The 21,883-nt window shown below is 64.4% G+C and carries 24 protein-coding genes and 2 pseudogenes; 14 read left to right on the top strand and 12 right to left on the bottom strand.

The genetic code is table 11. From position 1 onward, the window contains the following. Positions 1 to 22: 22 nt before the first annotated feature. Positions 23 to 187: pseudogene (locus tag GGD65_RS40105) on the top strand (MFS transporter); the annotation flags it as partial. Here GGD65_RS40105 and GGD65_RS40100 read toward each other — a convergent pair. Then, positions 151 to 1,320: a site-specific integrase gene (locus tag GGD65_RS40100; RefSeq protein ID WP_246783207.1), complete on the bottom strand. Its 1,170-nt coding sequence runs from the start codon at positions 1,318 to 1,320 to the stop codon at positions 151 to 153. The pseudogene GGD65_RS40105 and the gene GGD65_RS40100 sit on opposite strands and share 37 nt — an antisense overlap. 541 nt (positions 1,321 to 1,861) lie before the next feature. On the opposite strand from GGD65_RS40100, the gene GGD65_RS07720 reads away from it, so the two are divergent. Beyond that, positions 1,862 to 2,683 (top strand): helix-turn-helix domain-containing protein, encoded by an 822-nt coding sequence (locus tag GGD65_RS07720; protein ID WP_183234805.1) that lies wholly within the window; start codon positions 1,862 to 1,864, stop codon positions 2,681 to 2,683. Positions 2,684 to 2,723: 40 nt separating this feature from the next. Beyond that, on the top strand, positions 2,724 to 3,548 hold the full coding sequence (locus tag GGD65_RS07715; RefSeq protein ID WP_183234804.1) for a helix-turn-helix domain-containing protein: 825 nt from the start codon (positions 2,724 to 2,726) through the stop codon (positions 3,546 to 3,548). Here the strand turns inward: GGD65_RS07715 and GGD65_RS07710 are convergent. Then, positions 3,536 to 4,336, bottom strand: a complete 801-nt coding sequence (locus GGD65_RS07710; protein WP_183234803.1) for a thioesterase family protein — start codon at positions 4,334 to 4,336, stop codon at positions 3,536 to 3,538. The two genes, GGD65_RS07715 and GGD65_RS07710, sit on opposite strands and share 13 nt — an antisense overlap. Before the next feature lie 170 nt (positions 4,337 to 4,506). On the opposite strand from GGD65_RS07710, the gene GGD65_RS07705 reads away from it, so the two are divergent. After that, positions 4,507 to 5,172 (top strand): DsbA family oxidoreductase, encoded by a 666-nt coding sequence (locus tag GGD65_RS07705; protein ID WP_020508626.1) that lies wholly within the window; start codon positions 4,507 to 4,509, stop codon positions 5,170 to 5,172. 7 nt (positions 5,173 to 5,179) lie between these two features. Here the strand turns inward: GGD65_RS07705 and GGD65_RS07700 are convergent, their stop codons facing one another. The 4 genes and pseudogenes from GGD65_RS07700 to GGD65_RS07685 all read right to left on the bottom strand — a co-directional run bounded on the left by GGD65_RS07700 (position 5,180) and on the right by GGD65_RS07685 (position 9,507). Continuing rightward, the gene (locus tag GGD65_RS07700) at positions 5,180 to 6,343 is read right to left on the bottom strand and encodes a GNAT family N-acetyltransferase (protein ID WP_183234802.1); all 1,164 of its coding nucleotides are present in this window, start codon (positions 6,341 to 6,343) and stop codon (positions 5,180 to 5,182) included. Positions 6,344 to 6,494: 151 nt separating this feature from the next. Then, positions 6,495 to 7,921 (bottom strand): annotated as a pseudogene (ccoG, locus tag GGD65_RS07695) (cytochrome c oxidase accessory protein CcoG). 38 nt (positions 7,922 to 7,959) lie between these two features. Further along, positions 7,960 to 8,163 (bottom strand): DUF2892 domain-containing protein, encoded by a 204-nt coding sequence (locus tag GGD65_RS07690; RefSeq protein ID WP_183234801.1) that lies wholly within the window; start codon positions 8,161 to 8,163, stop codon positions 7,960 to 7,962. A gap of 57 nt (positions 8,164 to 8,220) precedes the next feature. After that, positions 8,221 to 9,507: an NAD(P)/FAD-dependent oxidoreductase gene (locus tag GGD65_RS07685; protein WP_183234800.1), complete on the bottom strand. Its 1,287-nt coding sequence runs from the start codon at positions 9,505 to 9,507 to the stop codon at positions 8,221 to 8,223. 115 nt (positions 9,508 to 9,622) lie between these two features. Here GGD65_RS07685 and GGD65_RS07680 point away from each other — a divergent pair, with 115 nt between their 5' ends. The 4 genes from GGD65_RS07680 to GGD65_RS07665 all read left to right on the top strand — a co-directional run bounded on the left by GGD65_RS07680 (position 9,623) and on the right by GGD65_RS07665 (position 14,635). Next, the gene (locus tag GGD65_RS07680) at positions 9,623 to 9,922 is read left to right on the top strand and encodes an ArsR/SmtB family transcription factor (RefSeq protein ID WP_409333947.1); all 300 of its coding nucleotides are present in this window, start codon (positions 9,623 to 9,625) and stop codon (positions 9,920 to 9,922) included. Positions 9,923 to 10,036: 114 nt separating this feature from the next. Then, positions 10,037 to 11,047, top strand: coding sequence for an efflux RND transporter periplasmic adaptor subunit (locus tag GGD65_RS07675; RefSeq protein ID WP_183234982.1), 1,011 nt, complete (start codon positions 10,037 to 10,039; stop codon positions 11,045 to 11,047). Next, a complete protein-coding gene (locus tag GGD65_RS07670) occupies positions 11,044 to 14,271 on the top strand; it encodes an efflux RND transporter permease subunit (RefSeq protein ID WP_183234798.1) in 3,228 nt (1,075 codons plus the stop codon). Before GGD65_RS07675 ends, GGD65_RS07670 begins: the two co-directional genes overlap by 4 nt. 7 nt (positions 14,272 to 14,278) lie before the next feature. After that, on the top strand, positions 14,279 to 14,635 hold the full coding sequence (locus tag GGD65_RS07665; protein ID WP_183234797.1) for a carboxymuconolactone decarboxylase family protein: 357 nt from the start codon (positions 14,279 to 14,281) through the stop codon (positions 14,633 to 14,635). Positions 14,636 to 14,712: 77 nt separating this feature from the next. Here GGD65_RS07665 and GGD65_RS07660 read toward each other — a convergent pair whose 3' ends face one another. Both GGD65_RS07660 and GGD65_RS07655 read right to left on the bottom strand, forming a co-directional pair. Then, positions 14,713 to 15,039 (bottom strand): hypothetical protein, encoded by a 327-nt coding sequence (locus GGD65_RS07660; RefSeq protein WP_018316638.1) that lies wholly within the window; start codon positions 15,037 to 15,039, stop codon positions 14,713 to 14,715. A 113-nt stretch (positions 15,040 to 15,152) separates the two neighbouring features. Then, complete coding sequence (locus tag GGD65_RS07655) at positions 15,153 to 15,557, bottom strand: hypothetical protein (RefSeq protein ID WP_026201706.1); 405 nt, start codon at positions 15,555 to 15,557, stop codon at positions 15,153 to 15,155. A 164-nt stretch (positions 15,558 to 15,721) separates the two neighbouring features. Between GGD65_RS07655 and GGD65_RS07650 the strand changes: the two genes are divergently transcribed. Together GGD65_RS07650 and GGD65_RS07645 are read left to right on the top strand one after the other, a co-directional pair. Continuing rightward, positions 15,722 to 15,946 (top strand): hypothetical protein, encoded by a 225-nt coding sequence (locus GGD65_RS07650; protein ID WP_183234796.1) that lies wholly within the window; start codon positions 15,722 to 15,724, stop codon positions 15,944 to 15,946. 13 nt (positions 15,947 to 15,959) lie between these two features. Next, positions 15,960 to 17,996 (top strand): pyrroloquinoline quinone-dependent dehydrogenase, encoded by a 2,037-nt coding sequence (locus GGD65_RS07645; RefSeq protein ID WP_246783205.1) that lies wholly within the window; start codon positions 15,960 to 15,962, stop codon positions 17,994 to 17,996. Between the two features lie 44 nt (positions 17,997 to 18,040). Here GGD65_RS07645 and GGD65_RS07640 read toward each other — a convergent pair whose 3' ends face one another. Continuing rightward, positions 18,041 to 18,283, bottom strand: a complete 243-nt coding sequence (locus tag GGD65_RS07640) for a PilZ domain-containing protein (protein ID WP_183234795.1) — start codon at positions 18,281 to 18,283, stop codon at positions 18,041 to 18,043. Between the two features lie 182 nt (positions 18,284 to 18,465). Here GGD65_RS07640 and GGD65_RS07635 point away from each other — a divergent pair, with 182 nt between their 5' ends. Further along, the gene (locus GGD65_RS07635) at positions 18,466 to 18,759 is read left to right on the top strand and encodes an HdeA family protein (protein WP_026201704.1); all 294 of its coding nucleotides are present in this window, start codon (positions 18,466 to 18,468) and stop codon (positions 18,757 to 18,759) included. 137 nt (positions 18,760 to 18,896) lie between these two features. Here GGD65_RS07635 and GGD65_RS07630 read toward each other — a convergent pair whose 3' ends face one another. Then, positions 18,897 to 19,361, bottom strand: a complete 465-nt coding sequence (locus GGD65_RS07630; RefSeq protein ID WP_018316633.1) for a PaaI family thioesterase — start codon at positions 19,359 to 19,361, stop codon at positions 18,897 to 18,899. A 374-nt stretch (positions 19,362 to 19,735) separates the two neighbouring features. Here GGD65_RS07630 and GGD65_RS07625 point away from each other — a divergent pair, with 374 nt between their 5' ends. Both GGD65_RS07625 and GGD65_RS07620 read left to right on the top strand, forming a co-directional pair. Next, positions 19,736 to 20,032 (top strand): hypothetical protein, encoded by a 297-nt coding sequence (locus GGD65_RS07625; RefSeq protein WP_018316631.1) that lies wholly within the window; start codon positions 19,736 to 19,738, stop codon positions 20,030 to 20,032. A 122-nt stretch (positions 20,033 to 20,154) separates the two neighbouring features. After that, positions 20,155 to 20,409 carry a hypothetical protein gene (locus GGD65_RS07620; RefSeq protein ID WP_018316630.1) on the top strand — a complete coding sequence of 85 codons (255 nt, stop codon included), beginning with the start codon at positions 20,155 to 20,157 and terminating at the stop codon, positions 20,407 to 20,409. 9 nt (positions 20,410 to 20,418) lie between these two features. Here the strand turns inward: GGD65_RS07620 and GGD65_RS07615 are convergent, their stop codons facing one another. Beyond that, complete coding sequence (locus GGD65_RS07615; RefSeq protein WP_018316629.1) at positions 20,419 to 20,652, bottom strand: DUF6894 family protein; 234 nt, start codon at positions 20,650 to 20,652, stop codon at positions 20,419 to 20,421. Between the two features lie 153 nt (positions 20,653 to 20,805). After that, positions 20,806 to 21,003, bottom strand: coding sequence for a hypothetical protein (locus GGD65_RS07610; protein WP_026201702.1), 198 nt, complete (start codon positions 21,001 to 21,003; stop codon positions 20,806 to 20,808). Positions 21,004 to 21,361: 358 nt separating this feature from the next. Between GGD65_RS07610 and GGD65_RS07605 the strand changes: the two genes are divergently transcribed. Beyond that, the gene (locus GGD65_RS07605) at positions 21,362 to 21,619 is read left to right on the top strand and encodes a DUF2798 domain-containing protein (protein WP_026201701.1); all 258 of its coding nucleotides are present in this window, start codon (positions 21,362 to 21,364) and stop codon (positions 21,617 to 21,619) included. Positions 21,620 to 21,883: the final 264 nt, after the last annotated feature.

The raw sequence follows: 21,883 nt of genomic DNA, 5'->3' as shown, positions 1-21,883 counted from the left end.
AAAGGGCGCTTTCTCGTCCGGTGTGGAATACCGGATTGATCAGGCGAAACGAGAAGCGTTTCTGCACGCGATCGCCGGCTTGGAGCAGCAACGACGGCGCGACGGCGCTTACGCGTGGGATCTCTTCGAAGACGCGGCTGTGAACGGCCGCTACCTGGAGACTTTCAAGGTCGCCTCGTGGCTCGAGCACCTGAGGCCGCACCAGCGCGTGACAAACGCTGACCGTGCCATCGGATGCGCGATTAGGAATTGCTCCATTGATGGCTGTGCAGCTTTCTGCATCTTGTGCAGATCTTCGGGCTTGAGATTTGTATATCGGCGCAACATTCGCCAGTCTTTATGGCCTGTCACCATCGCAACCTGCTGTATCGAAAAGCCCGCTTCGAAGAGTCTACTTGTTCCTTCATGGCGCAAATCGTGAAAGCATAGGTCATCTATATCGATAGCGTTGCATGACCTGCGGAAGGCAGCTCCTACCGACTTCGAGTGGTATGGAAAAACGCGTCCGAGGCCGCGCGTGAGAATCCGCTGCTCGAGCATAAGCTGCCAGGCATCGTACCCGGTCGAATTGAGGAGAGGAACCACTTGGTGGTTTCCGTCTTTGCGTCGAGGATCTTTGCGGTCGCGAATAGTGACGGTTCGCTTTGACATGTCGACATCAGTCCACTCGATGCGGCAGATCTCAGCTTGGCGCATTGCTGTCGCCACAGCAAAGCGAACAATTCTACCGAGTGGTAGATACTGTTGGGCGTTAGATTCGGTGTATCCGATCAGTCGATCGAGTTCGTCTTGGCTAGGGCGCCGATCCCTCTCGTTTGACTTTCCGACGAGATCCAGGTGCTTTAGCGCAGCTCTGGCCAGCTGTACGTTCTCGACTGAAACGTTAATGCCGTGGACTGCGGCAGCGTGAAGTAGGATCGTTCGGATGAATGAGAAATCGATCGCAAGGGTCGCCGGTCCAGCGCCTTGAGCAGCTCGCTTTCGCCCGAACTCAATCAATCTCTCCCTGGTCAGCTCTTTGAGGTTTGTTCGTCCAAGCGAGATCTTAAGGGCCTTGAGCACCATCGACTTGGATCGTCGTACGGGCTTGCCGACCTGGGCAAGATCGTCGAGATGCAGGGTGATCAAATCGGAAAAAATTCGAGGCTGCTCAAAAGGCCGGGAACGTCGAATTGGGGTGCCGCGATCGATAGAGCGCTCCACATCAATCGCCCATTCTTCAGCATCGCGCCGTCGCACGAACGTGTTTGCGATGTACTCGTTTTTCCTCCTGACCTGAACGCGCCAGCTTCCCGATCTGAGTTTTGTAAACGTCGGCATTGCGTGTGCACTCCACCCCGATTTCGTGTGCGCTACGTGTGCACCGGGAGATCAAAGGCGGTACAAACGTGTGCAATTTGGGCTAGTTTAAGTGCACACGTGTGCACCTGGTTCACGTTCTAGTCCATTGAAAGAATAGGACAACTTATTGAAATATCAAGACTATCGCTTTTCCGTGGCACCATGATGGACTGGACTGATCCACGCTAGCTCACGTTGCCTGGTACTGGATGAAGTCGACCTGCGGCCGACCTTACGGAGTAAACGTGCTTCAGGTCGCGTGTTCGCTCGTAAGTCTAGCAATGGCGAGAGGCACCCTTCCTAGTGGGGCGATCAGTGATTGGTTCTTAATTCCGGCTACCAATCGGCTCGGCCTAAATATTTATTCGTGTCGGAAGTTGTTCCTGGGGTTGTTGGTATTTCTGTTGGTATGGGCCAGACACGTCGCAAACAAACGCAACGATTTCAGTTAGCTAGGTGCCAATATCCGTTACCTCGTGGGTAATGGAAGGGCCGAAATCGGCATGATAGGTTTCTGGTCATGAACGCACATGCATCCACGGCACAGGCCGACCGCAGCCAGCCGGTTCACATCGGCGACCATTTGCGCGAATGGCGGCAGCGCCGCCGCATGAGCCAGCTCGATCTCGCGGGCGAGGCCGAAATTTCGGCGCGTCACCTAAGCTTCGTCGAGACCGGCCGCGCCGCGCCCTCGCGCGACATGGTGCTGCGGCTTGCCGAGCGTCTCGACGTGCCCTTGCGCGAACGCAACGTGCTGCTGGTGGCCGCCGGCTATGCGCCCGCGTTTCAGCAGCGCCCGCTGGAGGACCCGGCCTTGAAATCAGCCCGCCAGGCGATCGACCTCGTGCTCAGGGCGCATGAGCCCAATCCCGCGCTCGCGGTGGACCGGCACTGGAACCTGGTATCGGCGAACCGCATGGTGGCGCCGCTGCTCGACGGCATTCCGCAGCGGCTGCTCGGCCAGCCCTTCAACGTGCTGCGGCTCGCCTTTCATCCCGAGGCGCTGGCGCCGCGCACGGTCAATCTCGCGGAGTGGTGCGGTCATCTTTTGGAGCGTCTGCACCGCCAATGCGAGGTGACGGCCGATCCTGAGCTGATCAAGCTCTACAACGACCTCAAGAGCTATCCGATCCCGGCGCGGACGGGGCCGCTGTCGAGCGACAACGTCGCGATCCCGTTCAAGCTGAGTCACGGCGGTGAAATCCTGAGCTTCTTCTCCACCACCATGGTGTTCGGCACGCCCGTCGACATCACCCTGTCGGAGCTGGCGCTGGAGACCTTCTTCCCGGCGGACGAGCGCACCGCCGAACGGCTGAAGCAGATGGCGGCCGGGCTGCCATAGCGCCGTTTACAGGCAGCAGCGATCCCCGCATAATCCGTCGATGGACACACGCTCGTTTCGGCGATTGCGCCCGGCCAATCCCGTCGGCGATCTGCTGCGCGCCTGGCGCATGCGCCGGGCGTTGAGCCAGGCGGAATTGGCATTCGAGGCCGGCATTTCGGTCAAGCATCTGAGCTATGTCGAGACCGGCAAGGCGGCGGCAAGCCGGGACATTCTGCTGCAACTCGCATCCGCTCTCGATTTGTCGCTTCGCGACCGCAACGCGCTGCTCGAGACCGGCGGCTTCGCCCGGCAATATGGCGAGCGCGATCTTGCCGCGCCCGAGCTTGCCGATGCGCGCCGGGCCATCGATCTTCTGCTGCGGCGGCACGAGCCGTTTCCCGCGATCGTCACCGACCGGCGTTGGAACGTGATGCAGACCAACCGTGCCGCATCGCGCCTGATGACGATGCTGCTCGGACCTGAGCGCATGCAGCGGCCGCTCAATCACATGCGCATGTTCCTGGCGCCGAACGAGCTCAAGCCGTTCGTCGAGAACTGGACCATGGTGGCCGCGGCTCTGCTGTCGCGCGCGCGCCATGAGGCAATGGCCGCGCCGCTCGACGAAGCCTTGCAATCGACCTGGCGCGAATTGATGCGGCTGCCGGAGCTTCCCGCGCTTGGGATCGAGGACAACGCCGCGCCGGGGCCGCTCTGCGAGGTGCGCCTGCGTAAGGGCGACGCCGGCGTCTCACTGATCGGCGCGGTTTTGACTTTAGGCACGCCGCAGGACGTGACGCTGCAGGAGCTTCGCGTCGAGATGTTCATGCCCGTTGATGCCGCCTCCGAGGCGACCCTGGTCGCGCTTGCGGCTCAAGATGCCTGAGCTTGCGCGGCCTCACGCCGCACGAAGCTCATGGCCTGCATCACCTCGGCAAACGGACCCTTGAGATCGCTCAAGGTCGCCGTGGTGAGGCCGGCGCCGTTGGCGCCAACGCGCGTGGCGGCGCGGATCAGGATCCATTCGCTCTCGGGCGGCCGGAAGAAGTAAAGGCTGATCTCGGGATTGATGAAGGTCCAGTCGCGCATGTCGACGATCTGCGCGACGCCGCTGGCGAAATCCGCGGTCTGCACCGCCTGGAGCAGTGGCGTGTTCGGCTCGCCCTCGACCAGGGCCGCGTCGAGCCGCATCCAGGCGGCCGCAGGTCCCGGCTTCTCCAGCGTCCCCTCGATCAGCCGCACCGACACGTTCTGGAAATAGCGGCTCCATTTCTGCGCGAAGGCCGGCGGCGGGCTGCCCACCTCGGGCGCCTTGTCGATCACCATGGGCCTCGCAAAGGGATCGGCGGGGGATTCCCCGCTCGGCGCCGTCAGAAGCGCCGTGCAGCGGCCGATCTCGGTCTCGCCGTCCATCAGCCGCACCTGCAAGGTCTTGGCCTTGCGGCCGTCGCGCAGCAATTCGCAGACGGGCCTGAAGGCGCGCAGGCCCGCCGGTCGCCACAGATCGAAGGTCAGGCGTCGCACAACAAAGCCGGATTCGGTGGCGAGACGCTCGACCTCGCGGGTCATCAGGGCGGTGGTGGCGCTTCCCTGCAGCATGTCCGGAGACCACGGACCGCCGGCATGCTCCGTAGCCCGGAACTGTTGGCCTTCCGGCCTGAAAATGGCGCTCATCGCGGTCTCCTCTCGGACTTGATTGCGGCCGCGAGTATCGGGGCGGGGTGCAGCGGTCACAATAACCGCAGAGGTGAAGTCGTGAGCCATGCAGGACCGGCGGCTTGCGCCGCCCCCGGTTCGGCTTATCTTCCGGCGAACCCGTGACCCGCCCGAAGGAGGCGCCTGACATGAGCACGCTGAAACCGCTCCAGATCGATGTCGTCTCCGACGTGGTGTGCCCCTGGTGCTATATCGGCAAGCACCGGATCGAGAGTGCGCTGGCGCTGGTGCCGGACGTTCCGGTCAAGCTCAATTTCCGCCCGTTCTTCCTCAATCCCTGGGTGCCGCGCGAGGGCATCAGCCGCGAGGCCTATCTCACTCAGAAGTTCGGCTCGGTCGAGGCCTATAAGGGCATTGCCGGACGCGTCGTTGCGGCCGCGAGCGAGGAGGGCCTTCTCTACAAGCCCGAGCTGGTGGCGCGGCAGCCCAACACCACCGACTGCCATCGCCTCATCCTGTGGGCGGAAGCGATCGGCAAGGCGCCCGAGATGAAGCAGCGCCTGATGGAGCTGTATTTCCGCGACGGCGGCGATCTCACCGATGTGAACGTGCTGGTGCAGGCGGCCGCCGATGTCGGCCTCGACGCCGAGGACGTGCGTCGGCGCCTTGCCACCGACGAAGACGTTGCGCGCGTCTCGGCCGATGCGCAGGAGGCGGCCGAGAAGGGAATTTCCGGCGTACCGACCTATGTGTTCGCGCAGAAATATGCCGTCTCCGGTGCTCAGGACCCGAACCTGCTCGCGCGCGCCATCCGCCAGGTCTCGGAGGAGATCAACGCCCAGGCGGCGGAGTAGCTTTCGCTTATTTGCGGAGCCGGCGGACCACGCCTCGCGCAGCTTCATGCGCGGCGTTGAGGCCAACCAGCGCTGCGTGAATGAGCGCCACGACCGGATCGTGCCGCCGCAGCGGGATCAGCACGTCGCCGACTGCGAACCGCCCGCGCCAGATCGGGTTGATCATGGGGTGATCGGCGCTCGCGGTGGAATCCGCGCTGGTGATGGCGGGATCGGCGCAGAGGTGGCGAGTGAGATCGAGCGTCAGCTGCACGCCCGGCGAATATCTTGCAAAGCGCTCGTCGATGCCGAGCTTGAAGAAGAAGGCGCGATCCTGGTGGCGCAGCACGATGCCCGCGGCCACCGGTGTCGTCCCGGCGCGAAGCGTGACGATCTCGCACTGCGCGGTCTCCGCCAGCGCCGGCACCGCGCGGCGAATGAAGGTCGCATCGCCGGCATGCTGAACCAGCGCGGTGCCGCGCTTGCCTTTCCAGCCGCTGGCTTCGAGCTGCAGGAATGTTTCGAGTGCGGGCCCGATCTCGTCAGGCCGGCGTGCGACGTCGAACGCAACAGGGCCGTGCTCTTCGAGGCGGTGGCGTTGTCGGCGCAGCTCCTTGAGCTTCTTGGTGCCCAGTGCGTCGCGCAGCAGCGTCTCGGCATCCTGCGTCGCATCGAGGCTGGCGCGGATGTAGGAGGAAAGGACGCGCGGCCTCAGGCCGTCGCGGATCAGGACCTGCTCGAGCGCAGTCATCGCAGCGCCGTCGAGCGCAACGTCGTTCAGCACGAGCGCATGCGCGCCGGCCCCGCGCGCCCGCTGCAACAGCTGCGTGGCCGCCTCGATCGGGGCGTCGCCGTCGATCAGCGGGCTGCACAGCGTGCCGTAGGGATGCGCGCTCACCAGCGCGGGCAGGGGAATCTTCAGGGCGTGCCACAGCGGGATCACCGGCATCAGCCCGATCAGCCGCGTCGACGTGCCGTCGAATGCGGGCAGGGCCGAGGCGTTCGTGCGGCCGCGCGCGGTGGCGCTGACGGCGAGCTCCCAGGCGGGCAGGTAATATCCGTTCGGCTCGATCGCCCGCTGCGCGAGCGCGCGCCATTGGCCAGGATCGATCGCCGCAAGCGGGACGCGCGCCGCCGTGGCATCCTCTGCCGATGCCGCATGGATCGCTGCCTGCTGCGCGATGTCGACCACGTCCCCTCGTCCCGTTCACGCGGGCAAATGCCGCGTCACGTGGTCATGCTTAGCGCAAAGATTGGAAAATACCGTTGGTACGCGGCTCCAATTCGAACGGTAATGTTAACGTTTCGTTGAGCATCCTGCGCCGGATTGCTCAACGCAGACCTTACTTGTCGCCGGGCAGGAAGTGATCACGGGCGCTTGCCCGTCCACCGCCGGCGGTATCGGTTATCGTGACCTCGACATCGCGCGAGGTCTTCGGCAGATCGGCAGGCCCGACCTGCACCGACAGTCTGACCTCGCGGGTCTGGTCCTGTCCGACCTCGACGACGGGAGCGGCTTCGATGCCCGCAATCCGAATGTTCGCGCCGGGCAGCCCGGAGACCTCGATCGCAAACGATCGCTGTGCGCCCTTGTTGAGGATGCGCACGGTGTAATCGTTACGCACGCCGCCGTCCGAGAGCTGAACGAACAGAGGATTGCGCTCGTGCAGCACGTTGACGTCCATCGTCGCGCGCGTGGCGAGGGTGTAGACCATGATGGTGCCGACGACGGCAATGGCTGCGGTATAGATCAGCGTGCGCGGGCGAACGATGCGATAGATCGGCGGCTTGCCTTCGCGCCGGCGCTGCATGTTGATGTCGGTGTCGTAGCCGATCAGGCCCTCGGGCCGGCCGATCTCGCGCATGACGTTGTCGCAGGCATCGATGCAGAGGCCGCACTGGATGCAGCCGAGCTGGATGCCGTGGCGGATGTCGACGCCGGTCGGGCAGACGTTGATGCATTGGTGGCAGTCGACGCAATCGCCGGCGAAATCACCGTGGGCGCGGGCGGCTTCCGCCTTCTTCACCGACATGCGCGGCTCGCCGCGGTCGCGGCGATAGGTGACGTTGAGGGCCCATTCGTCGGTCAGGGCCGCCTGGATGCGCGGCCACGGGCACATGTAGATGCACATCTGCTCGCGGGCGTGGCCGGCAAAGACATAGGTCGTTGCGGTCAGAATACCGATCCAGAGATAGGCGATGAGCGGCGCCTGGAAGGTAGCGAGCTCCTTCACCAGCGTCGGGGCGTCGTCGAAATACAGCACCCAGGCGCCACCGGTCCACCAGGCGATCATGATCCAGAGGAAGTGCTTGAGCGCGACCTTTCGGATGTGGTCGAACGTCCAGTAGCGCTTGTCGCCCTGCATGCGCTCGCGCCGGTCACCTTCGACCCAGCGCTCCACGGCATAGAACAAATCGGTCCACACCGTCTGCGGGCACAAATAGCCGCACCACAGCCGCCCCGCGACTGCGTTCATCAGGAACAATGCCATCGCCGCGATGATGAGCAGGCCGGTGAAGTAATACACTTCCTGCGGCCACAGCTCGATGAAGAAGAAATAGAAGCGGCGATGCGGCAAGTCGATCAGCACGGCCTGGTCGGGCAGGCCTGGTCCGCGATTCCAGCGCACGAACGGCAGGAGATAATAGATCCCGAGCGTGACGCACAGGATCGCCCATTTGATGCGGCGGAAGGGCCGTGGACCGATTGCGGATAGACCTTCCTGCGCTTCTCGTAGAGAGGTCCTTCGATGAAGGTGTCGTCGGTCATGGCAAATTCCCCGCATCACAGGCTGCATCTGCGTGCGTTCAGGAGAACGCGCAGCCGCTGCTCAGGCCGAGCTTCCTGAACACGATCGCTGCCGGGCAGAAGCCCGTGATCGAGGCCTGCAACATGTTCAGCCCGGCGAACGCCGTCAGCAGGTACCAGTACGCATTGACATAGGTGCCCAGCGCGAGACCGAGCAGGACGACGCATCCCGCAAAGGCGAGGACGGCTTTATCGACATTCATGGCAGGCTCCTTCTTCTTGACGACGGGTCGGGTTGGCTTCGGTGCATACGATGCTACTCATGTGCCGGTTCGGACCTCCTTGAGCTTGGCGATGTTCAGCTTGTCGAGAACGAAACGCTCGTAGAACGGCTCGCTCTCGCCGCGCCGCATCTTGCGCAGGAAGTATTTCTCGAAGGCGACCTTGGCGAGGTGCACCCATTCGCCCTTGGAGGACCAATTGACGTTGCGCGGCGGAATCTGCGGCTGCGCGAGGAAGGCGACGCCGGAATCGCCGAAGTCGGCCAGGCAGATCGCGTTCCAGGTCGGCTGCGCCGTCGGCGCCTTGCCGCGGAGCAGGGCGCCGATATTCATCGCGGTCGCCGTCACCATGGATTCGATCATGAAGCCTGTCTTGGGAACGCCAACCGGCACGGGTGTCGCGCCGACCGGCGCAATCGCGACGCAGACGCCGACGGCAAAGACGTTGGGGAAGGCGGGGTTCTGCTGGTGCTTGTCGACGATGACGAAGCCGCGCGGATTGGTCAGCTTCTCGATGCCGCGCACCGCCTCGACGCCGCGAAAGGCGGGCAACATCATCGAATAGGCGAATGGCAGCTCATGCGCCTTGCGGGACGTGCCGTCGTCGGAAAACTCCTCCACCGACATCAAGCCGGGGCCGATTTTGTCGATGCGGGCGTTCGTGATCCACTTGATGTGCTTCTCGCGCATCTCGCTTTCCAGAAGACCCTTGGTGTCCCCGACGCCGTCGAGACCGAGGTGGCCGATATACGGCTCCGAGGTGACGAAGGTCATCGGGACGCGGTCGCGCAGCTTCCGCCGGCGCAGCTCCGTTTCAAGGATGAAGAGAAATTCGTAGGCCGGCCCGAAGCAGGAGGCACCCTGAACGGCTCCGATCACGACCGGGCCGGGATTGGCCGCGAGCTGCTCGAAGGCGTCACGGGCATGCGCGGCATGATCGACGTGGCAGATCGACTGGGTATGGCCCTGCGGACCGAGGCCGGGGATCTCGTCGAAGGCGAGTTCAGGACCGGTCGCGACGACCAGATAATCATAGTCGATCGAGGTGCCGTCGCCGAGCTCGACACGGTTCCTCTCCGGGTGGACGCGCTTTGCGCCCTGCGTCAGCAGCCGCACGCCTTTGCGTTTCATGACGTCCGCGAGATCGATCTCGATCTCTTCGCGCTTGCGCCAGCCGACGGCCACCCACGGATTCGAGGGCACGAAATGATAGACCGTGCCTTGGGAGATGACGCTGAGGCGGTCCTCCTTTCTCAATTGGGGTAGCAATTCATAGGCCATCAGCGTTCCGCTCAGACCGGCTCCGACTACGACAATCTCCGCCATGGGTTCCTCCGTTGGATTACGCCGCTTCACCGGTTCTGTGCCGGTTGTCGTGCAGCGCTTGACTATATATTCGTAATTGCGTATATACGCAAGTATGAAAATAGATAGCGAGATCATGGAGCGGGCGGCGGACCAGGCGAGCGAGTTGCTCAAGGCGCTCTCGAATCGTCACCGCCTTCTCATCATCTGCCAGCTGATCGACGGCGAGCGGTCGGTCGGCGAGCTGGCCGAGTTCCTGAGCCTGCGGGACTCCACGGTCTCCCAGCATCTTGCGCTCCTTCGCAAGGATGGCCTGGTCGCCGCCAGGCGCGATGCGCAGACGATCTTCTATTCGATCGCCAGCGAGCCGGCGCGCGCAATCCTGAAGACGCTTTACCAGGTGTTTTGCGCGCCGAAGTCCGCAAGGACGAAGTGAAGCCTAGGAAACGGCGGGCGGGCGCGCCTTGCGCGAGATCAACGCGCCTTCGCCCGATGTCGATGAAATGAGAGGGCACCGCTGCGCGGTGTGATGAACCCGATGACGACACGGATGTGTCCTTTGCAATATCTGGCGCGCCTGGGGCTTCTGGCCGCTTGGGCGGCGATCGGAGTACCGGCGGGGCCTGCTGCCGCCGCGAGTACGCTCGTCGTTGCGCAGCAGACGGTCGCCGACGAGAAGGCGGTGTTTGCGACCGTCGAGAGCATCAGCGTGGTTCCCGCGCGTAGCCGCATCGGCGGGACCGTCATTCAGCTCGAGGTGCGGGAAGGGGATCGCGTCACCGCAGGCCAGGTCATCGCGGCCATCGGCGACGAGAAGCTCGTCCTGCAGATGAAATCGCTCGACGCACAGATCGAGGCGCTGCAGGCCCAGGCCAAGCAGGCGCAGCTCGACTTCACCCGGACCGAAGGACTGGTCGAGCGCGGTATCCTGCCGCGGGTCAAGCTCGACGAGCAGCGCACGGCGCTCAACGTCGCCGACAACGGACTGCGCGCCAAGACTGCGGAGCGTGCCGTCATCAACGAGCAGCTCAACCAGGGCCAGGTGCTCGCGCCGGCGGACGGGCGCGTGTTGAAGCGGCTGATCACATTGGGGTCCGTCGTGCTCGCCGGCGACCCGATCGTGACGGTCGCCGAGCAGAACTTCAAGCTGCGGCTGCGCGTGCCGGAGCGCCACGCGCGCTACCTGAAGGCCGGCGACAAGGTCCGCGTCGATGGCGCAGAGCTGGCGGGAGAAGCCTCGAAACGGGGCGTGATCGACCTCGTCTATCCTCAGATCGAGGAGGGGCGCGTCATCGCGGACGCGACCGTCGAGGGGCTCGGCGAATATTTCGTCGGCGATCGCTTGCGGGTCTGGATCGCCGGCGGCACGCGGCCGGCCTTCGTCATTCCGTCCAGCTATGTGACGACGCGATTCGGCATCGACTACGTCCGGCTCCGGAAAGGGGACCAGACGATCGACGTGCCGGTGCAGCGCGGCCGCGACATGCCGACGCCTTCGCTTCCCGACGGGCTCGAGATCCTCTCGGGCATCCAGGTCGGTGACCAATTGGTGCGGCCATGAATCTCGGTCTGTCAGGACGGTTGACCCGGTCGACCATCGCATCGCCGCTGACGCCGCTGTTCCTGCTCGGGGCGCTCGTTGTGGGGCTGATCGCCGTCGTGGTGATCCCGCGCGAGGAGGAGCCGCAGATCAGCGTTCCCATGGTGGACATCCGCGTCAACGCTGACGGCCTGCGCGCACCCGACGCGGTGGAGCTGGTGAGCAAGCCGCTGGAGTCGATCGTCAAGGGCATCGACGGCGTCGAGCACGTCTATAGCCAGACCGAGGACGACCGCGTGATGGTCACCGCGCGCTTCCTGGTCGGCACCAAGTTCGAGGACGCCATCCTACGGGTGCACGAGAAGATCCGCGCCAATCTCGACCGCATTCCCGTCGGCATCCCCGAGCCGCTGATCGTCGGCCGGGGAATCAATGACGTTGCGGTGACGGTATTGACGCTGTCGCCGAAGCCGGAGGCCGCCAGCCGCTGGACCGACAAGGACATCTACGAGCTCGCCGACAAGGTTCGCGCGGAGCTGATGAAAGTCGACGACGTCGGTCTCACTTACATCTCCGGCGGCGCTGCACAACAGATCCGCGTCGAGCCCGATCCGGAGAAGCTGTCGCTGTTCGGGATCACGCTGCAGCAGCTCGTGGCCAAGGTGAAGGACGCCAACCGCTCGTTCCTGGCCGGGCAGGTTCGCGACGCCGGCGTCGTGCGGAACGTCGCGGCGGGGCAGACGCTGTCCGGCATTCCCGACATCGGATTGCTGCTGATCACGAGCCGCGACGGCCGGCCGGTCTATGTCAAGGACGTCGCCTCCGTCGTCGTCGGCCCGAGCACCGTCGAGCATCGGGTCTGGACGGATTCGCGCGATGCCGGAGGGCAGTGGGCGCGGACGCCCGCTGTCAGCCTGGCGCTCGCCAAGCGGGCCGGTGCCAATGCGGTCGTCGTGTCCGAGAACATCGCCAAGCGCCTCGAAGGATTGAAGTCGCGCCTGATCCCCGAAGACATCCAGGTGACGGTGACGCGCGATTACGGCGAGACCGCCAACGAGAAGGCCAACGAGCTGCTGTTCCACCTCGGCCTTGCCACCGTCTCGATCGTCGTCCTGATTGCGATCGCGATCGGCTGGCGCGAGGCGCTGGTGACCTTCGTCGTGATTCCCACGACGATCCTGCTGACGATGTTCGCCGCCAATCTGATGGGCTACACCATCAACCGCGTCAGCCTGTTCGCGCTGATCTTCTCCATCGGCATTCTGGTCGACGACGCCATCGTCGTGGTCGAGAACATCGCGCGGCACTGGGGCATGCGCGACGGCAGGCCGCGCCTGCAGGCGACCATCGAGGCGGTGGCGGAGGTCGGCAATCCCACCATCGTCGCGACGTTGACCGTGGTCGCAGCGCTGTTGCCGATGCTGTTCGTGTCGGGCCTGATGGGCCCCTATATGGCGCCGATCCCGGCCAACGCGTCGGCTGCCATGCTGTTCTCGTTCTTCGTCGCGATGGTGGTCGCGCCCTGGCTGATGCTCAAGCTCGCGCCGAAGGGCGAGGTCGCCTCAGCGCATGCGGCGCACGATGAAGGCCGGCTCGGCCGGCTCTACCGGCGCTTCGCCGCGCCGATCGTGCGGAGCAAGCGGTCGGCCTGGATATTCCTGCTTGGCGTCGGCATCGCGACGCTGGCGTCGATGACGCTGTTTGCGACCAAGTCGGTGACCGTCAAGCTGCTGCCGTTCGACAACAAGTCCGAGATCGCCGTGGTCGTCGACCTGCCGGAAGGGGCGAGCCTGGAGGCGACCGAGCGCACGCTGTTCGGCGCGGCCGAGATCGCGCGGCAATTGCCGGAGGTCACCTCGCTGCAATCCTATGCCGGCACGCCGGCGCCCTTCAATTTCAACGGCCTGGTGCGGCATTATTATCTGCGCCAGAAGCCCGAGCTCGGCGAAGTTCAGGTCAACCTGACCGCGCGCGGCGAGCGCAAGCGCGCGAGCCATGAGATCGCGCTCGAGCTGCGCGAGAAGCTGAAGGCGCTCGATGTGCCCGCAGGCACCAGCATCAAGGTGGTCGAGGTGCCTCCCGGGCCGCCGGTGCTTTCGACGCTGCTCGCCGAGGTCTACGGTCCCGATGCGTCCACACGCCGTGCGGTCACGGCCGAGCTCAAGAAGGTGTTCGCGGAAGTGCCGTTCATCGTCGACGTCGACGATTCCATCGGCGAGAAGCGGCCACGGCTGCGGCTCTCGATCGACCAGGACCGGCTCGAATTCTTCGGCGTCGAGCAACGCGACGTCTACGACACCATCCAGGCGCTGTTCGGCGGCATCTCGATCGGTTATTCGCATCGCGGCGAGGACCGCAACCCGATCGAGATCGCGGTGCATCTCGGAAAGCGCGATCTGGTCTGGGACGAGGCGCTGGCCTCGACGCCGGTGCCGGCCAACACCTTGCCCGGCAGCAAGACGGTGGTCGAGCTCGGTCAGGTCGTGAAGGCGACCATGGAGCAGGGTTCGCCGACGATTTTCCGCCGGGACGGCCGCTTCGCCGACATGGTGATGGCTGAGCTTGCCGGACGCTTCGAGGCGCCGCTTTACGGCATGCTCGCGGTTGCCGATCGCGTGGAGGCCCATGATTGGGGCAAGCTGCCGAAGCCCGCGATCAACCTGCACGGCCAACCGTCGGACGAGTCGCGGCCCACGCTGCTGTGGGACGGCGAATGGGAGATCACCTGGGTGACCTTCCGCGACATGGGCGCCGCCTTCGGTGCGGCCATCCTCGGCATCTATGTGTTGGTCGTCGCCCAGTTCAGGAGCTTCCGTTTGCCGCTCGTCATCCTGACGCCGATTCCGCTAACGCTGATCGGCATCCTGATCGGGCACTGGCTGCTGGGGGCGCCGTTCACCGCGACCTCAATGATCGGCTTCATCGCGCTGGCCGGCATCATCGTGCGCAATTCGATCCTGCTGGTCGATTTCATCCGGCATAGCGGCGCACACGGCAAGTCGCTTCGCGAAGTAGTGCTGGAAGCCGGCGCGGTCCGCTTCAAGCCGATCCTGCTCACCGCGCTCGCGGCGATGATCGGGGCGGCGACCATCCTGCTCGACCCGATCTTTCAGGGCCTGGCGATTTCGCTCCTGTTCGGGCTTGCGTCATCGACGCTGCTGACCGTGCTGGTGATCCCCGCGATCTACATCGCCTTGCGCGCCCCGCGCGAGGCTATTTCGACCACAGCCAAATCCAGCTCATGAGGATACGATGGACAAGAATTACGTCGACATCACCAAAAACATCTCCGCCAACCTGAAGAAGCTGCGAAACGACATTCCCGACACGATGAAGGGATTTTCCGTGCTCGCACAGGCCGCCACGCGTGACGGCGCGCTGGACAAGAAGACCAAGGAGCTGATGGCGCTGGCGCTCGGTGTCGCCGCGCATTGCGACGGCTGCATCGGCTTCCACGCCGAGGCACTCGTCAAGCTCGGTGCGACTCGCGAAGAGATCGAGGAAACGCTCGGCATGGCCGTCTATATGGGCGGCGGGCCGTCGCTGATGTACGCCGCCGATGCGATCGCGGCCTTTGAGCAGTTCCAGCAGCAATCCGTCGCCGCCTGACGTGGTGATCTGGGTCAAGCACGCGACGGGACCGGGCGAGTTGTCTCGTCCGGTCCCGTCCGTGTTCGATCTATCAACTACCAGCGGTCGCCGACACCGACGCCCACGCTGACGCCGGGTGTCCGGATGCCGACGCCGGCACGCGGACCATCGTCCCAGTCGCGATAGGTGCGTCGCTCATAATAGCGATCGCGCGGCATGGTCGCGTAGGAGTCGCGCACGATCACGCGCGAGCCGCCGCGGGTGCGGTAGCAATTGCCGGCGTCGTCGCAGACAAGCCGGACTTCCTGAATGAGATCGGGGTTCGTGTATTCGCTGGTCGAATAGATGTCCGCCGCCTTGGCACCGGTTGCCGCGGCCAGCGCGCCGACACCCGCCAACAGCGCAATCGTAAATGTCTTCATCGTGTCCTCCACCGAAACTGCCCTCGGCGGTAACAAGAAGGGGAGGCGGCGATCGTTCCCGGTTGCGGTGCTGGTTTTTCCCGGAACCGGAGCTTTGTTACGCAGATTCGCTGCTAGATCGGCTCGTAGGTTTCCGTTCCGCAGATGTCCTCGGCTTCTGCCCGGCGGCGGTCGACCACTTTTCCGCCTGATATCGTCACGATGTAGGTCTGGGCGCCGAGCGAGGTGCCGGTGGCGGAGGTGAGCTGGGCCCGGACGCAGGCGGTCCAGCCCGGCCCGCGCACCTCGCGATGGGGCGCAGCGACGTGCACCTCGCGCGGATAGGAGGTGGCAAGGAAGACGACGTCGATCTGCTCGCGCACCACGCGCTTGACGTCGGGGGCGGGTTCAGGCGGCGGCTGCTCGGTTTCCTTCATGCGCATGAATTCCGGCACCGGCGCGCGGCTGTCGGCAAAGCCGCAGGCGCCGAGCGCGAGCGCGCCGGCGAGCAGCGCCGCATGAGCAATGATCCGTAACATCCGTGAAGGTCCCCTGCGGGCCAACAGATAGGCAGGAATGCGATCCGGCGAAGTCCCCGGCGATCAAGATTTGCTGAAGTCTCCAGGAGGTCCTGGAACTCGCGGCATTTCATATTCCGGAATTGCAGGCTAAGTTTGTACCCCAGACGAGGGGGGTTGCATCAATGAGGATTTTGGTCATCGCGGCTGCGGTCATGGCGCTGACGGTTGCACCGGCGCAGGCGCAGGGCCGGCGGCCACCCAATGAGGCAGCTAAACCGGCGGACAACAAGCCCAAGGTCGACGAGAAAGCCTACAAGGCCGCGCTTGAGCGCATTCCCGAGCCCAAGGACAAGTACGACCCGTGGGGCGGAGCCCGCCCGAGTGAACCCGCCAAGAAGCCGAAATAGGGCGAGGTGAGCGTTGCGGACCGGCCTGCGATTTCCGATCGGGCTCGTTGCGCTGCTGTTGATCGCCGTGCGGCCAAGCGCGGCCTGGGAGAGTTGGGGCGGCGATGCCGGCGGCTCGCGCTTCTCGCCACTGCAACAGATCACGCCCGACAATGTCGGCAATCTGGTTCGGGCCTTCGAATTCCGCACCGGCGATCTCGCGGTGCGCCCGCCGCAGGTGATGCGGCGAACCAAATTCCAGGCAACGCCGCTGTTCGTCGAGGACAGCCTGATCTTCTGCTCGCCCTTCAACGAGGTGATTGCGCTCGATCCCGGCTCGGGCGCGCAGAAATGGCGTTATGATCCGAAGATCGCGACCAATCAGCGTCCCGCCAATCGTTACGTCTGCCGCGGCGTCACCCATTGGACCGACGATGAGGCGTCCGCGAATGCCGCCTGTCGATCGCGCATCTTCATGGGCACGAACGACGTCCGCCTGATCGCGCTCGATGCGAAGACGGGAATTCCCTGTGCCGGTTTCGGCAATGGTGGCGAGGTGAAGCTTGATATCGGTATTGCCTTGGAATGGCCCGGCGAGTTCCAGATCACCTCGCCGCCCGCCGTTGGCCGGGGTGTCGTCGTGGTCGGCTCCTCGATCTCCGACAACCGACGCGTCGATGCGCCGAACGGCGTCGTACGTGCGTTCGATGCGCGCACCGGCCGGGCGCGCTGGAGCTTCGAGCCGCTCAAGCGTGACGGCATCGAAGCCGGGCACGCCAATGTCTGGGCGCCGATGTCGGTCGACACGGCGCGCGGCCTGGTGTTCCTGCCGACGTCTTCGCCGTCGCCGGATTTCTGGGGCGGCAAGCGGCCGGGCAACAACGAGCATGCCAATTCTGTGGTCGCATTGCGCATCGAGACCGGTGAGCTCGCATGGGCATTCCAGACGGTGCACCACGACGTCTGGGATTACGATCTGGCGGCGCAGCCGACGCTTGCGCGCCTCGATGCGGGAGACGGCCAGCGCGACGTCGTGATCCAGCCGACCAAGCAAGGTTTTGTCTTCGTGCTCGACCGCGACAGCGGCAAGCCGGTCTGGCCGGTGGAAGAACGCGCGGTGCCGCAGGGCGGCGCGGAAGGGGAAACGTTGTCGCCGACGCAGCCATTTCCGACGCATGTGCCGGCGCTGACATCACAGGCGATCTCGACCGACGACGCGCTCTCGCTGTTGCCGGAACTGCGCCCCTCGTCCTGCGAGCGCCTGTTCACGGAGGCGCGCAACGAGGGTCTGTTCACGCCGCCTTCCGTGCGGGGCACGCTGGAATTTCCCTTCACCGGCGGCGGCGTGAACTGGGGCAGCGCGGCCTTCGATCCGGTCCACCAGATTCTCTACGCCAACACCGGGCGCGCCGTTCATCTCATCAGGCTGATCCCGCGCACGGAGGCTGCCGGATTCAATCCGCCGCCGGGGCATGATTTCGGCCAGCAGCGCGGCGCGCCGTTTGCGATGTCGCGCGCGGTGGCGATGTCGCCGCTCGGTCTGCTCTGCAACAAGCCGCCCTGGGGCGAGATGGTTGCGGTCGATCTGAAGGCCGGCAAGATCCTCTGGCGTTCGACCGTCGGCACCACCGAAGACCTGGCACCACTCGGCGCGCCGCTGCCTTGGGGCGCGCCTCTCGTCAACGGAGTGGCGGTCACGGCAGGCGGCCTCGTCTTCACCGGCGCGATGGATGCTTATCTGCGCGCCTTCGATGCGCGAAGCGGCAAGGAGCTGTGGCAGGGACGGCTGCCGGTGCCCGGCGTCGCCAATCCCATGACCTATCTGTGGAAGGGCGAGCAATATGTCGCGATCGGCGCCGGCGGCCACTCCGAAGTCGGCACCTCGATCGGCGACAGCGTGGTCGCGTTCCGCCTGGCGCGGCCGGGCGAGGCGCCGACATTGTGGTCGCGCACCATCGATCGTCCCGGTGGACGATTTTTCGGAGCATCCGCGGCGATCGGAATCGCAATCGCCGCGCTCGTGATCGCAAGCCTGCGCTGGCGTCGCCGTCGTCGTATCACGCAATCATAATCGTGTTGTGGATGTGATGCGAACGTTCGTTCACATCGCGCGCGCTATTGCTCGAAGGCGAGGCCGACGCGCTTGTCACTGCGCCAAACTGTGCGACAATTCCGCACGAAATCGTCGCGCGCGATCGATAGCGTGAACGATTGCGGCAATGTGACGGGGGTGTCGAGGTCGATCGCCGCGCCGCCCGCCGACATGTTTCGCACGGTGCAGGGGATGCCGCTGCTTTCGAAGGTGATCGTTCCACCCTTGAAAACACGGTGCCGCTGCGCTGCACGCTTCTCGATCATCCGCGTTGGTCCAACATGATGATTGTGAAGTAATGCATAGAAATTACGTTGAACTAAACTCAATACTGGCGCTACTTGCACAGCGCTTCAGACTTCGTTTACGACGTTGACGCGGAGAATCTCTCCGCCGACTTTCCCCACACGCACTTCTTTTATGGCGCTACGCGCCGATGGAGATACTGATGAAGACCACGCTTTCGATTTTGCTCGCCGCAGCGTTCTCGCTGTCGTCGATGCCCGCCCACGCCGTCAAGTGGGACCTTTCGACCATGAGCTGCAAGCAGTTCCTCGAGAGCGGCGAAGACAACATCCAGGTTGTGCTGACCTGGATGGACGGCTGGTACAAGGGCGACGAGGACAACGCGATCATCGACACTGACGTGTTCATCGAGAACGCCAAGAAGTTCGGTGCCTATTGCGGAAAGAATCCGACCGCCAGCATTGTCACCGCGGCCGACGAAGTGCTCGGCAAGTAATCTTTGAAGCCACCTTTGAAGCTTGCCGACTGAAGCGCGGACGCAATCGCGCTTTCCATCTCTCGCTTTGATGAGAACGTGATCGAGAGCCGCGGTGCGCTTTGCGCCCACGCGGCTCTCTTCTTTTGAGATGCTGCTCAGCCCGGCAGCATCGCGAACGCGCTCGATACCATCGCGATCGGTTTGTTGTCGGTCGCCGAGAGCAGCGTGACGCGGCCAAAGCTCATGGTGCGCCCGAGCCGCACCACGCGCGCGTCCGCCAGCACGTCCGACGAGGAGGCCGCGCGCATGAAATGCGTGGTCTGGTCGACCGTGGTCATGGGGCGGTAGCCGCGATTGGCCGCGAGGTTCGCGATCACCATCGCGGTGTCGGCGAGCGCCATCAGGGCCTGGCCGCAGACCATGCCGCCGTTCCGGCACAGCCGCTCCGAGAACGGCATGCGCAGGAGTGCGCCGGGCTGCCAGTCCGGCGCATCCGCCGGCTGCACGTGCTCGAGGCGCTCGACCGCGAGATTGAGATCCTGGACCCAGGGCGCAATAATCTCGCCGAGGATGCGTCTGGCGTCGGAGAGGCCGAATTCGGTGTCTGGCTGCATTTGCATTGCTGGCGCGCTCTCCTGTATTGCCGGATGTTTCGGCCCATTGTGCGCGCATCGGCGCGGCAAAGTCACCCGGTCTGGGGCCGGTCCCATCGGCTTGAAAATGCCTGACTTGGCCCGATATGATGGCTTGCTCGGGGTATGGGTGGATGATGTTGCGTCGGTGTGTCCTCCTCTTTTGTATGGCCGCGCTCGGCCTCGCGCTGAGCGGGTGCACCAAATGCGGTCCGATCTGGGACGACTGGCTGCATGCGCCGAAATCGTGCAGATCGGATCGGCTCTAGGCGCCCCGGACGGCCTCGGCGGTCGCGACCGGCCGCGACAAGGATGACCAGGCGCGGCGAACCGTGCCTCCATGGATGATCAAGGAGTAGACGATGAAGCTTTTCCGTTTGGCCGCGGTGCTGGCCGTGCTGGCGGGACCTGCCTATGCGCAAATGCCCAATCTGAATTTGCTGCAGGACGCCCCGAGCAAGACCCCCGAGGAAAAGGCCGCGGAAGCCGAGCGTGACAAGGCCTATAAGGAAACGCTGAAGAAGATCCCGGATTCCAAGACGTCCAACGATCCCTGGGGCGGCATGCGCTCCGATCCGCCGAAGCAGCCGGCGGCGCCGAAGGCCTCGGCCGCAACCAGCGCGCCGAAGAAGTCCAAGAGCGGCACCGCCGCCAACTGACGAGCGGCGCCAGCTGACCGCAGCTCCATCCGGGGGCGGCACAACGCCTTCGGGAGGGGACTCCTCTTCGTCCGGCCCACGCCCTACATTTGGCTGGAGCGTAGCGCGTAGAGGAGGAGGACATGGCCGATCGTCCGCGGGATCTCGCCGAGCGGATGGCGGGCCGGCGCAAGATCGCCGGCAAGCCGGGCCAAACGGTCGGCGACGGCTATCTGCGCGAGACCTTCACGCTGCCGCGCGCGGCGGCACGGGAAAGGGCGCAGGCCTTCTTCGCCCGCTACCCCAAGGCCGGCTATATGAGCGCGGTCGAGACCTGGCGCGAGCTGCCCGGCGGCGACATCGAATTCACCATGCGGCGGCTGCCCAGCGCGGATTGAAGCTGCTTGCTAGTCGAGGGTTTCGGCAACGATGCGGATCCGGAACACGGGCTCCTTGGCCTCGTCCAGCAGCTCCATGTGCCATTCGGAATTTTCCTGGAGCTTGCGGGCAATGCCGGCGGTCATGTCGGCGCAGACATTGGTCATCTCTTTCCAGGCCGAATCGCGATCGGCGAATTCCGTCGCCTGGTCCGCGCAGCCCGAATAACGGCCATTCCGGATTCGAAAGAAATACAATGGCATGGCTGGCACCGATCGCGCGCGTGATGGCCTTGCCCCCAGGGCCATGAGCGCGCGCAGTCCAATCCCAAACCACTGTCAGATCAATTCCGGGCGGCTACGGATGATGTTCCGCCGCCAGCCGCGGCGGCACAAGGCGCCATCCGACGCCGACCTTCATCCGGCCGGTTCAGTCGGCCCGGCCGATCGCTTCAGCTCCCGATCGATGCGCAGCTGCACGCGCCGGATCGCCAACAGATCGATTTTCGTCTCGGTCTTGCCGGTCTTGACCTGCTCGCCGATGCGGAACTGCCATTGCCAGATTCCGGGAATCGCCGTCTTGGCGACAGTGAATTCGATGCCCCTGTGATTCATGGTGACCTCCCCACGATTCACTCTCCATGTCTGCAAACATGTTGGGCGTCCCAATATTCCGGAGACAAGCAAATTCTGTCGGTAAGCCCCGGATAGTTCGGGGATATCTCGAAAGCGCGCGTGCGCCGAAACAAGCGGAGCCGGCTTTCGAAAGACGCCGGGCCGTGAGACAGTAAGGCTGTCGTATACCCGTGGTTCTCCGACCATGAACAAAGTTCCTGGGCTGCACCCGGCTGCGCCGGTACGCCGATCGGACGGGGCCGCGGGGGGCCCCGCCGAGGATCACTGATTTCCCTGCAAGCGGCGGCATATGCCTTGCTTGGTCTGAACGACGGCAAGAAACAACATGGGCCCGGTCATGCTCGGCATTCCCCGCCGCTACAGTCATTTCGTCTTCGGAATCATCCAGTCCGGACTGACCTCGCTGATCGCGGCGGGGATCGCCAGCTTGCCCGCCGGCAGCGCGATGAGCTTCGTCGGGCACTGGATGGTGTCGTGGCTGATCGCATGGGCCGCGATGCTGCCGATCGTTCTGCTGGCTGCGCCCGCGATCCGCACTTTCTCGCTGCTCCTGACCCAGGAGGAGAGAGATCCGCGAACCGCCCGGCACGGATGAAAAAGCCCCGCCTGGGGAGAGCCAGGCGGGGCAAAAAGTTATTGGAGGCTGAGGTGCTGGGCTGCAACACCATAGCCACATCATTCTAGCCGGCTGCGCTTACGGCAGCCTGACAGGCGGCGGATTTCCGGGCCGAGCGTCGAGGCCGCAGACTGGCCCCGCACCGGTCCCAATTTCGACATCCGTTCGCACAACTGCGGACACACCGGTCGGCAAGATTCCACATCGTTCGGCGCAGCCATGGGGGAAACGTGGCACGCCGAC

It is taken from the genome of Bradyrhizobium sp. CIR18 (genome assembly GCF_014198295.1).
In the GTDB taxonomy this organism is placed as follows: Bacteria; Pseudomonadota; Alphaproteobacteria; order Rhizobiales; family Xanthobacteraceae; genus Bradyrhizobium.
This window is presented reverse-complemented; position numbering and strand designations above follow the sequence as displayed.

What these genes read in the sequence shown, in the direction of transcription:
- GGD65_RS07705 (WP_020508626.1), top strand. Translation starts at nt 4,507, where the DNA reads ATGAGCACGCTGAAACCGCTCCAGATCGATGTCGTCTCCGACGTGGTG.
- GGD65_RS40100 (WP_246783207.1), bottom strand. Translation starts at nt 1,320, where the DNA reads ATGCCGACGTTTACAAAACTCAGATCGGGAAGCTGGCGCGTTCAGGTC.
- GGD65_RS07710 (WP_183234803.1), bottom strand. Translation starts at nt 4,336, where the DNA reads ATGAGCGCCATTTTCAGGCCGGAAGGCCAACAGTTCCGGGCTACGGAG.
- GGD65_RS07665 (WP_183234797.1), top strand. Translation starts at nt 14,279, where the DNA reads ATGGACAAGAATTACGTCGACATCACCAAAAACATCTCCGCCAACCTG.
- GGD65_RS07650 (WP_183234796.1), top strand. Translation starts at nt 15,722, where the DNA reads ATGAGGATTTTGGTCATCGCGGCTGCGGTCATGGCGCTGACGGTTGCA.
- GGD65_RS07670 (WP_183234798.1), top strand. Translation starts at nt 11,044, where the DNA reads ATGAATCTCGGTCTGTCAGGACGGTTGACCCGGTCGACCATCGCATCG.
- GGD65_RS07605 (WP_026201701.1), top strand. Translation starts at nt 21,362, where the DNA reads ATGCTCGGCATTCCCCGCCGCTACAGTCATTTCGTCTTCGGAATCATC.
- GGD65_RS07610 (WP_026201702.1), bottom strand. Translation starts at nt 21,003, where the DNA reads ATGAATCACAGGGGCATCGAATTCACTGTCGCCAAGACGGCGATTCCC.
- GGD65_RS07640 (WP_183234795.1), bottom strand. Translation starts at nt 18,283, where the DNA reads ATGATCGAGAAGCGTGCAGCGCAGCGGCACCGTGTTTTCAAGGGTGGA.
- GGD65_RS07655 (WP_026201706.1), bottom strand. Translation starts at nt 15,557, where the DNA reads ATGTTACGGATCATTGCTCATGCGGCGCTGCTCGCCGGCGCGCTCGCG.
- GGD65_RS07690 (WP_183234801.1), bottom strand. Translation starts at nt 8,163, where the DNA reads ATGAATGTCGATAAAGCCGTCCTCGCCTTTGCGGGATGCGTCGTCCTG.
- GGD65_RS07620 (WP_018316630.1), top strand. Translation starts at nt 20,155, where the DNA reads ATGGCCGATCGTCCGCGGGATCTCGCCGAGCGGATGGCGGGCCGGCGC.
- GGD65_RS07625 (WP_018316631.1), top strand. Translation starts at nt 19,736, where the DNA reads ATGAAGCTTTTCCGTTTGGCCGCGGTGCTGGCCGTGCTGGCGGGACCT.
- GGD65_RS07615 (WP_018316629.1), bottom strand. Translation starts at nt 20,652, where the DNA reads ATGCCATTGTATTTCTTTCGAATCCGGAATGGCCGTTATTCGGGCTGC.
- GGD65_RS07660 (WP_018316638.1), bottom strand. Translation starts at nt 15,039, where the DNA reads ATGAAGACATTTACGATTGCGCTGTTGGCGGGTGTCGGCGCGCTGGCC.
- GGD65_RS07685 (WP_183234800.1), bottom strand. Translation starts at nt 9,507, where the DNA reads ATGGCGGAGATTGTCGTAGTCGGAGCCGGTCTGAGCGGAACGCTGATG.
- GGD65_RS07680 (WP_409333947.1), top strand. Translation starts at nt 9,623, where the DNA reads ATGGAGCGGGCGGCGGACCAGGCGAGCGAGTTGCTCAAGGCGCTCTCG.
- GGD65_RS07720 (WP_183234805.1), top strand. Translation starts at nt 1,862, where the DNA reads ATGAACGCACATGCATCCACGGCACAGGCCGACCGCAGCCAGCCGGTT.
- GGD65_RS07630 (WP_018316633.1), bottom strand. Translation starts at nt 19,361, where the DNA reads ATGCAAATGCAGCCAGACACCGAATTCGGCCTCTCCGACGCCAGACGC.
- GGD65_RS07635 (WP_026201704.1), top strand. Translation starts at nt 18,466, where the DNA reads ATGAAGACCACGCTTTCGATTTTGCTCGCCGCAGCGTTCTCGCTGTCG.
- GGD65_RS07715 (WP_183234804.1), top strand. Translation starts at nt 2,724, where the DNA reads ATGGACACACGCTCGTTTCGGCGATTGCGCCCGGCCAATCCCGTCGGC.
- GGD65_RS07675 (WP_183234982.1), top strand. Translation starts at nt 10,037, where the DNA reads ATGTGTCCTTTGCAATATCTGGCGCGCCTGGGGCTTCTGGCCGCTTGG.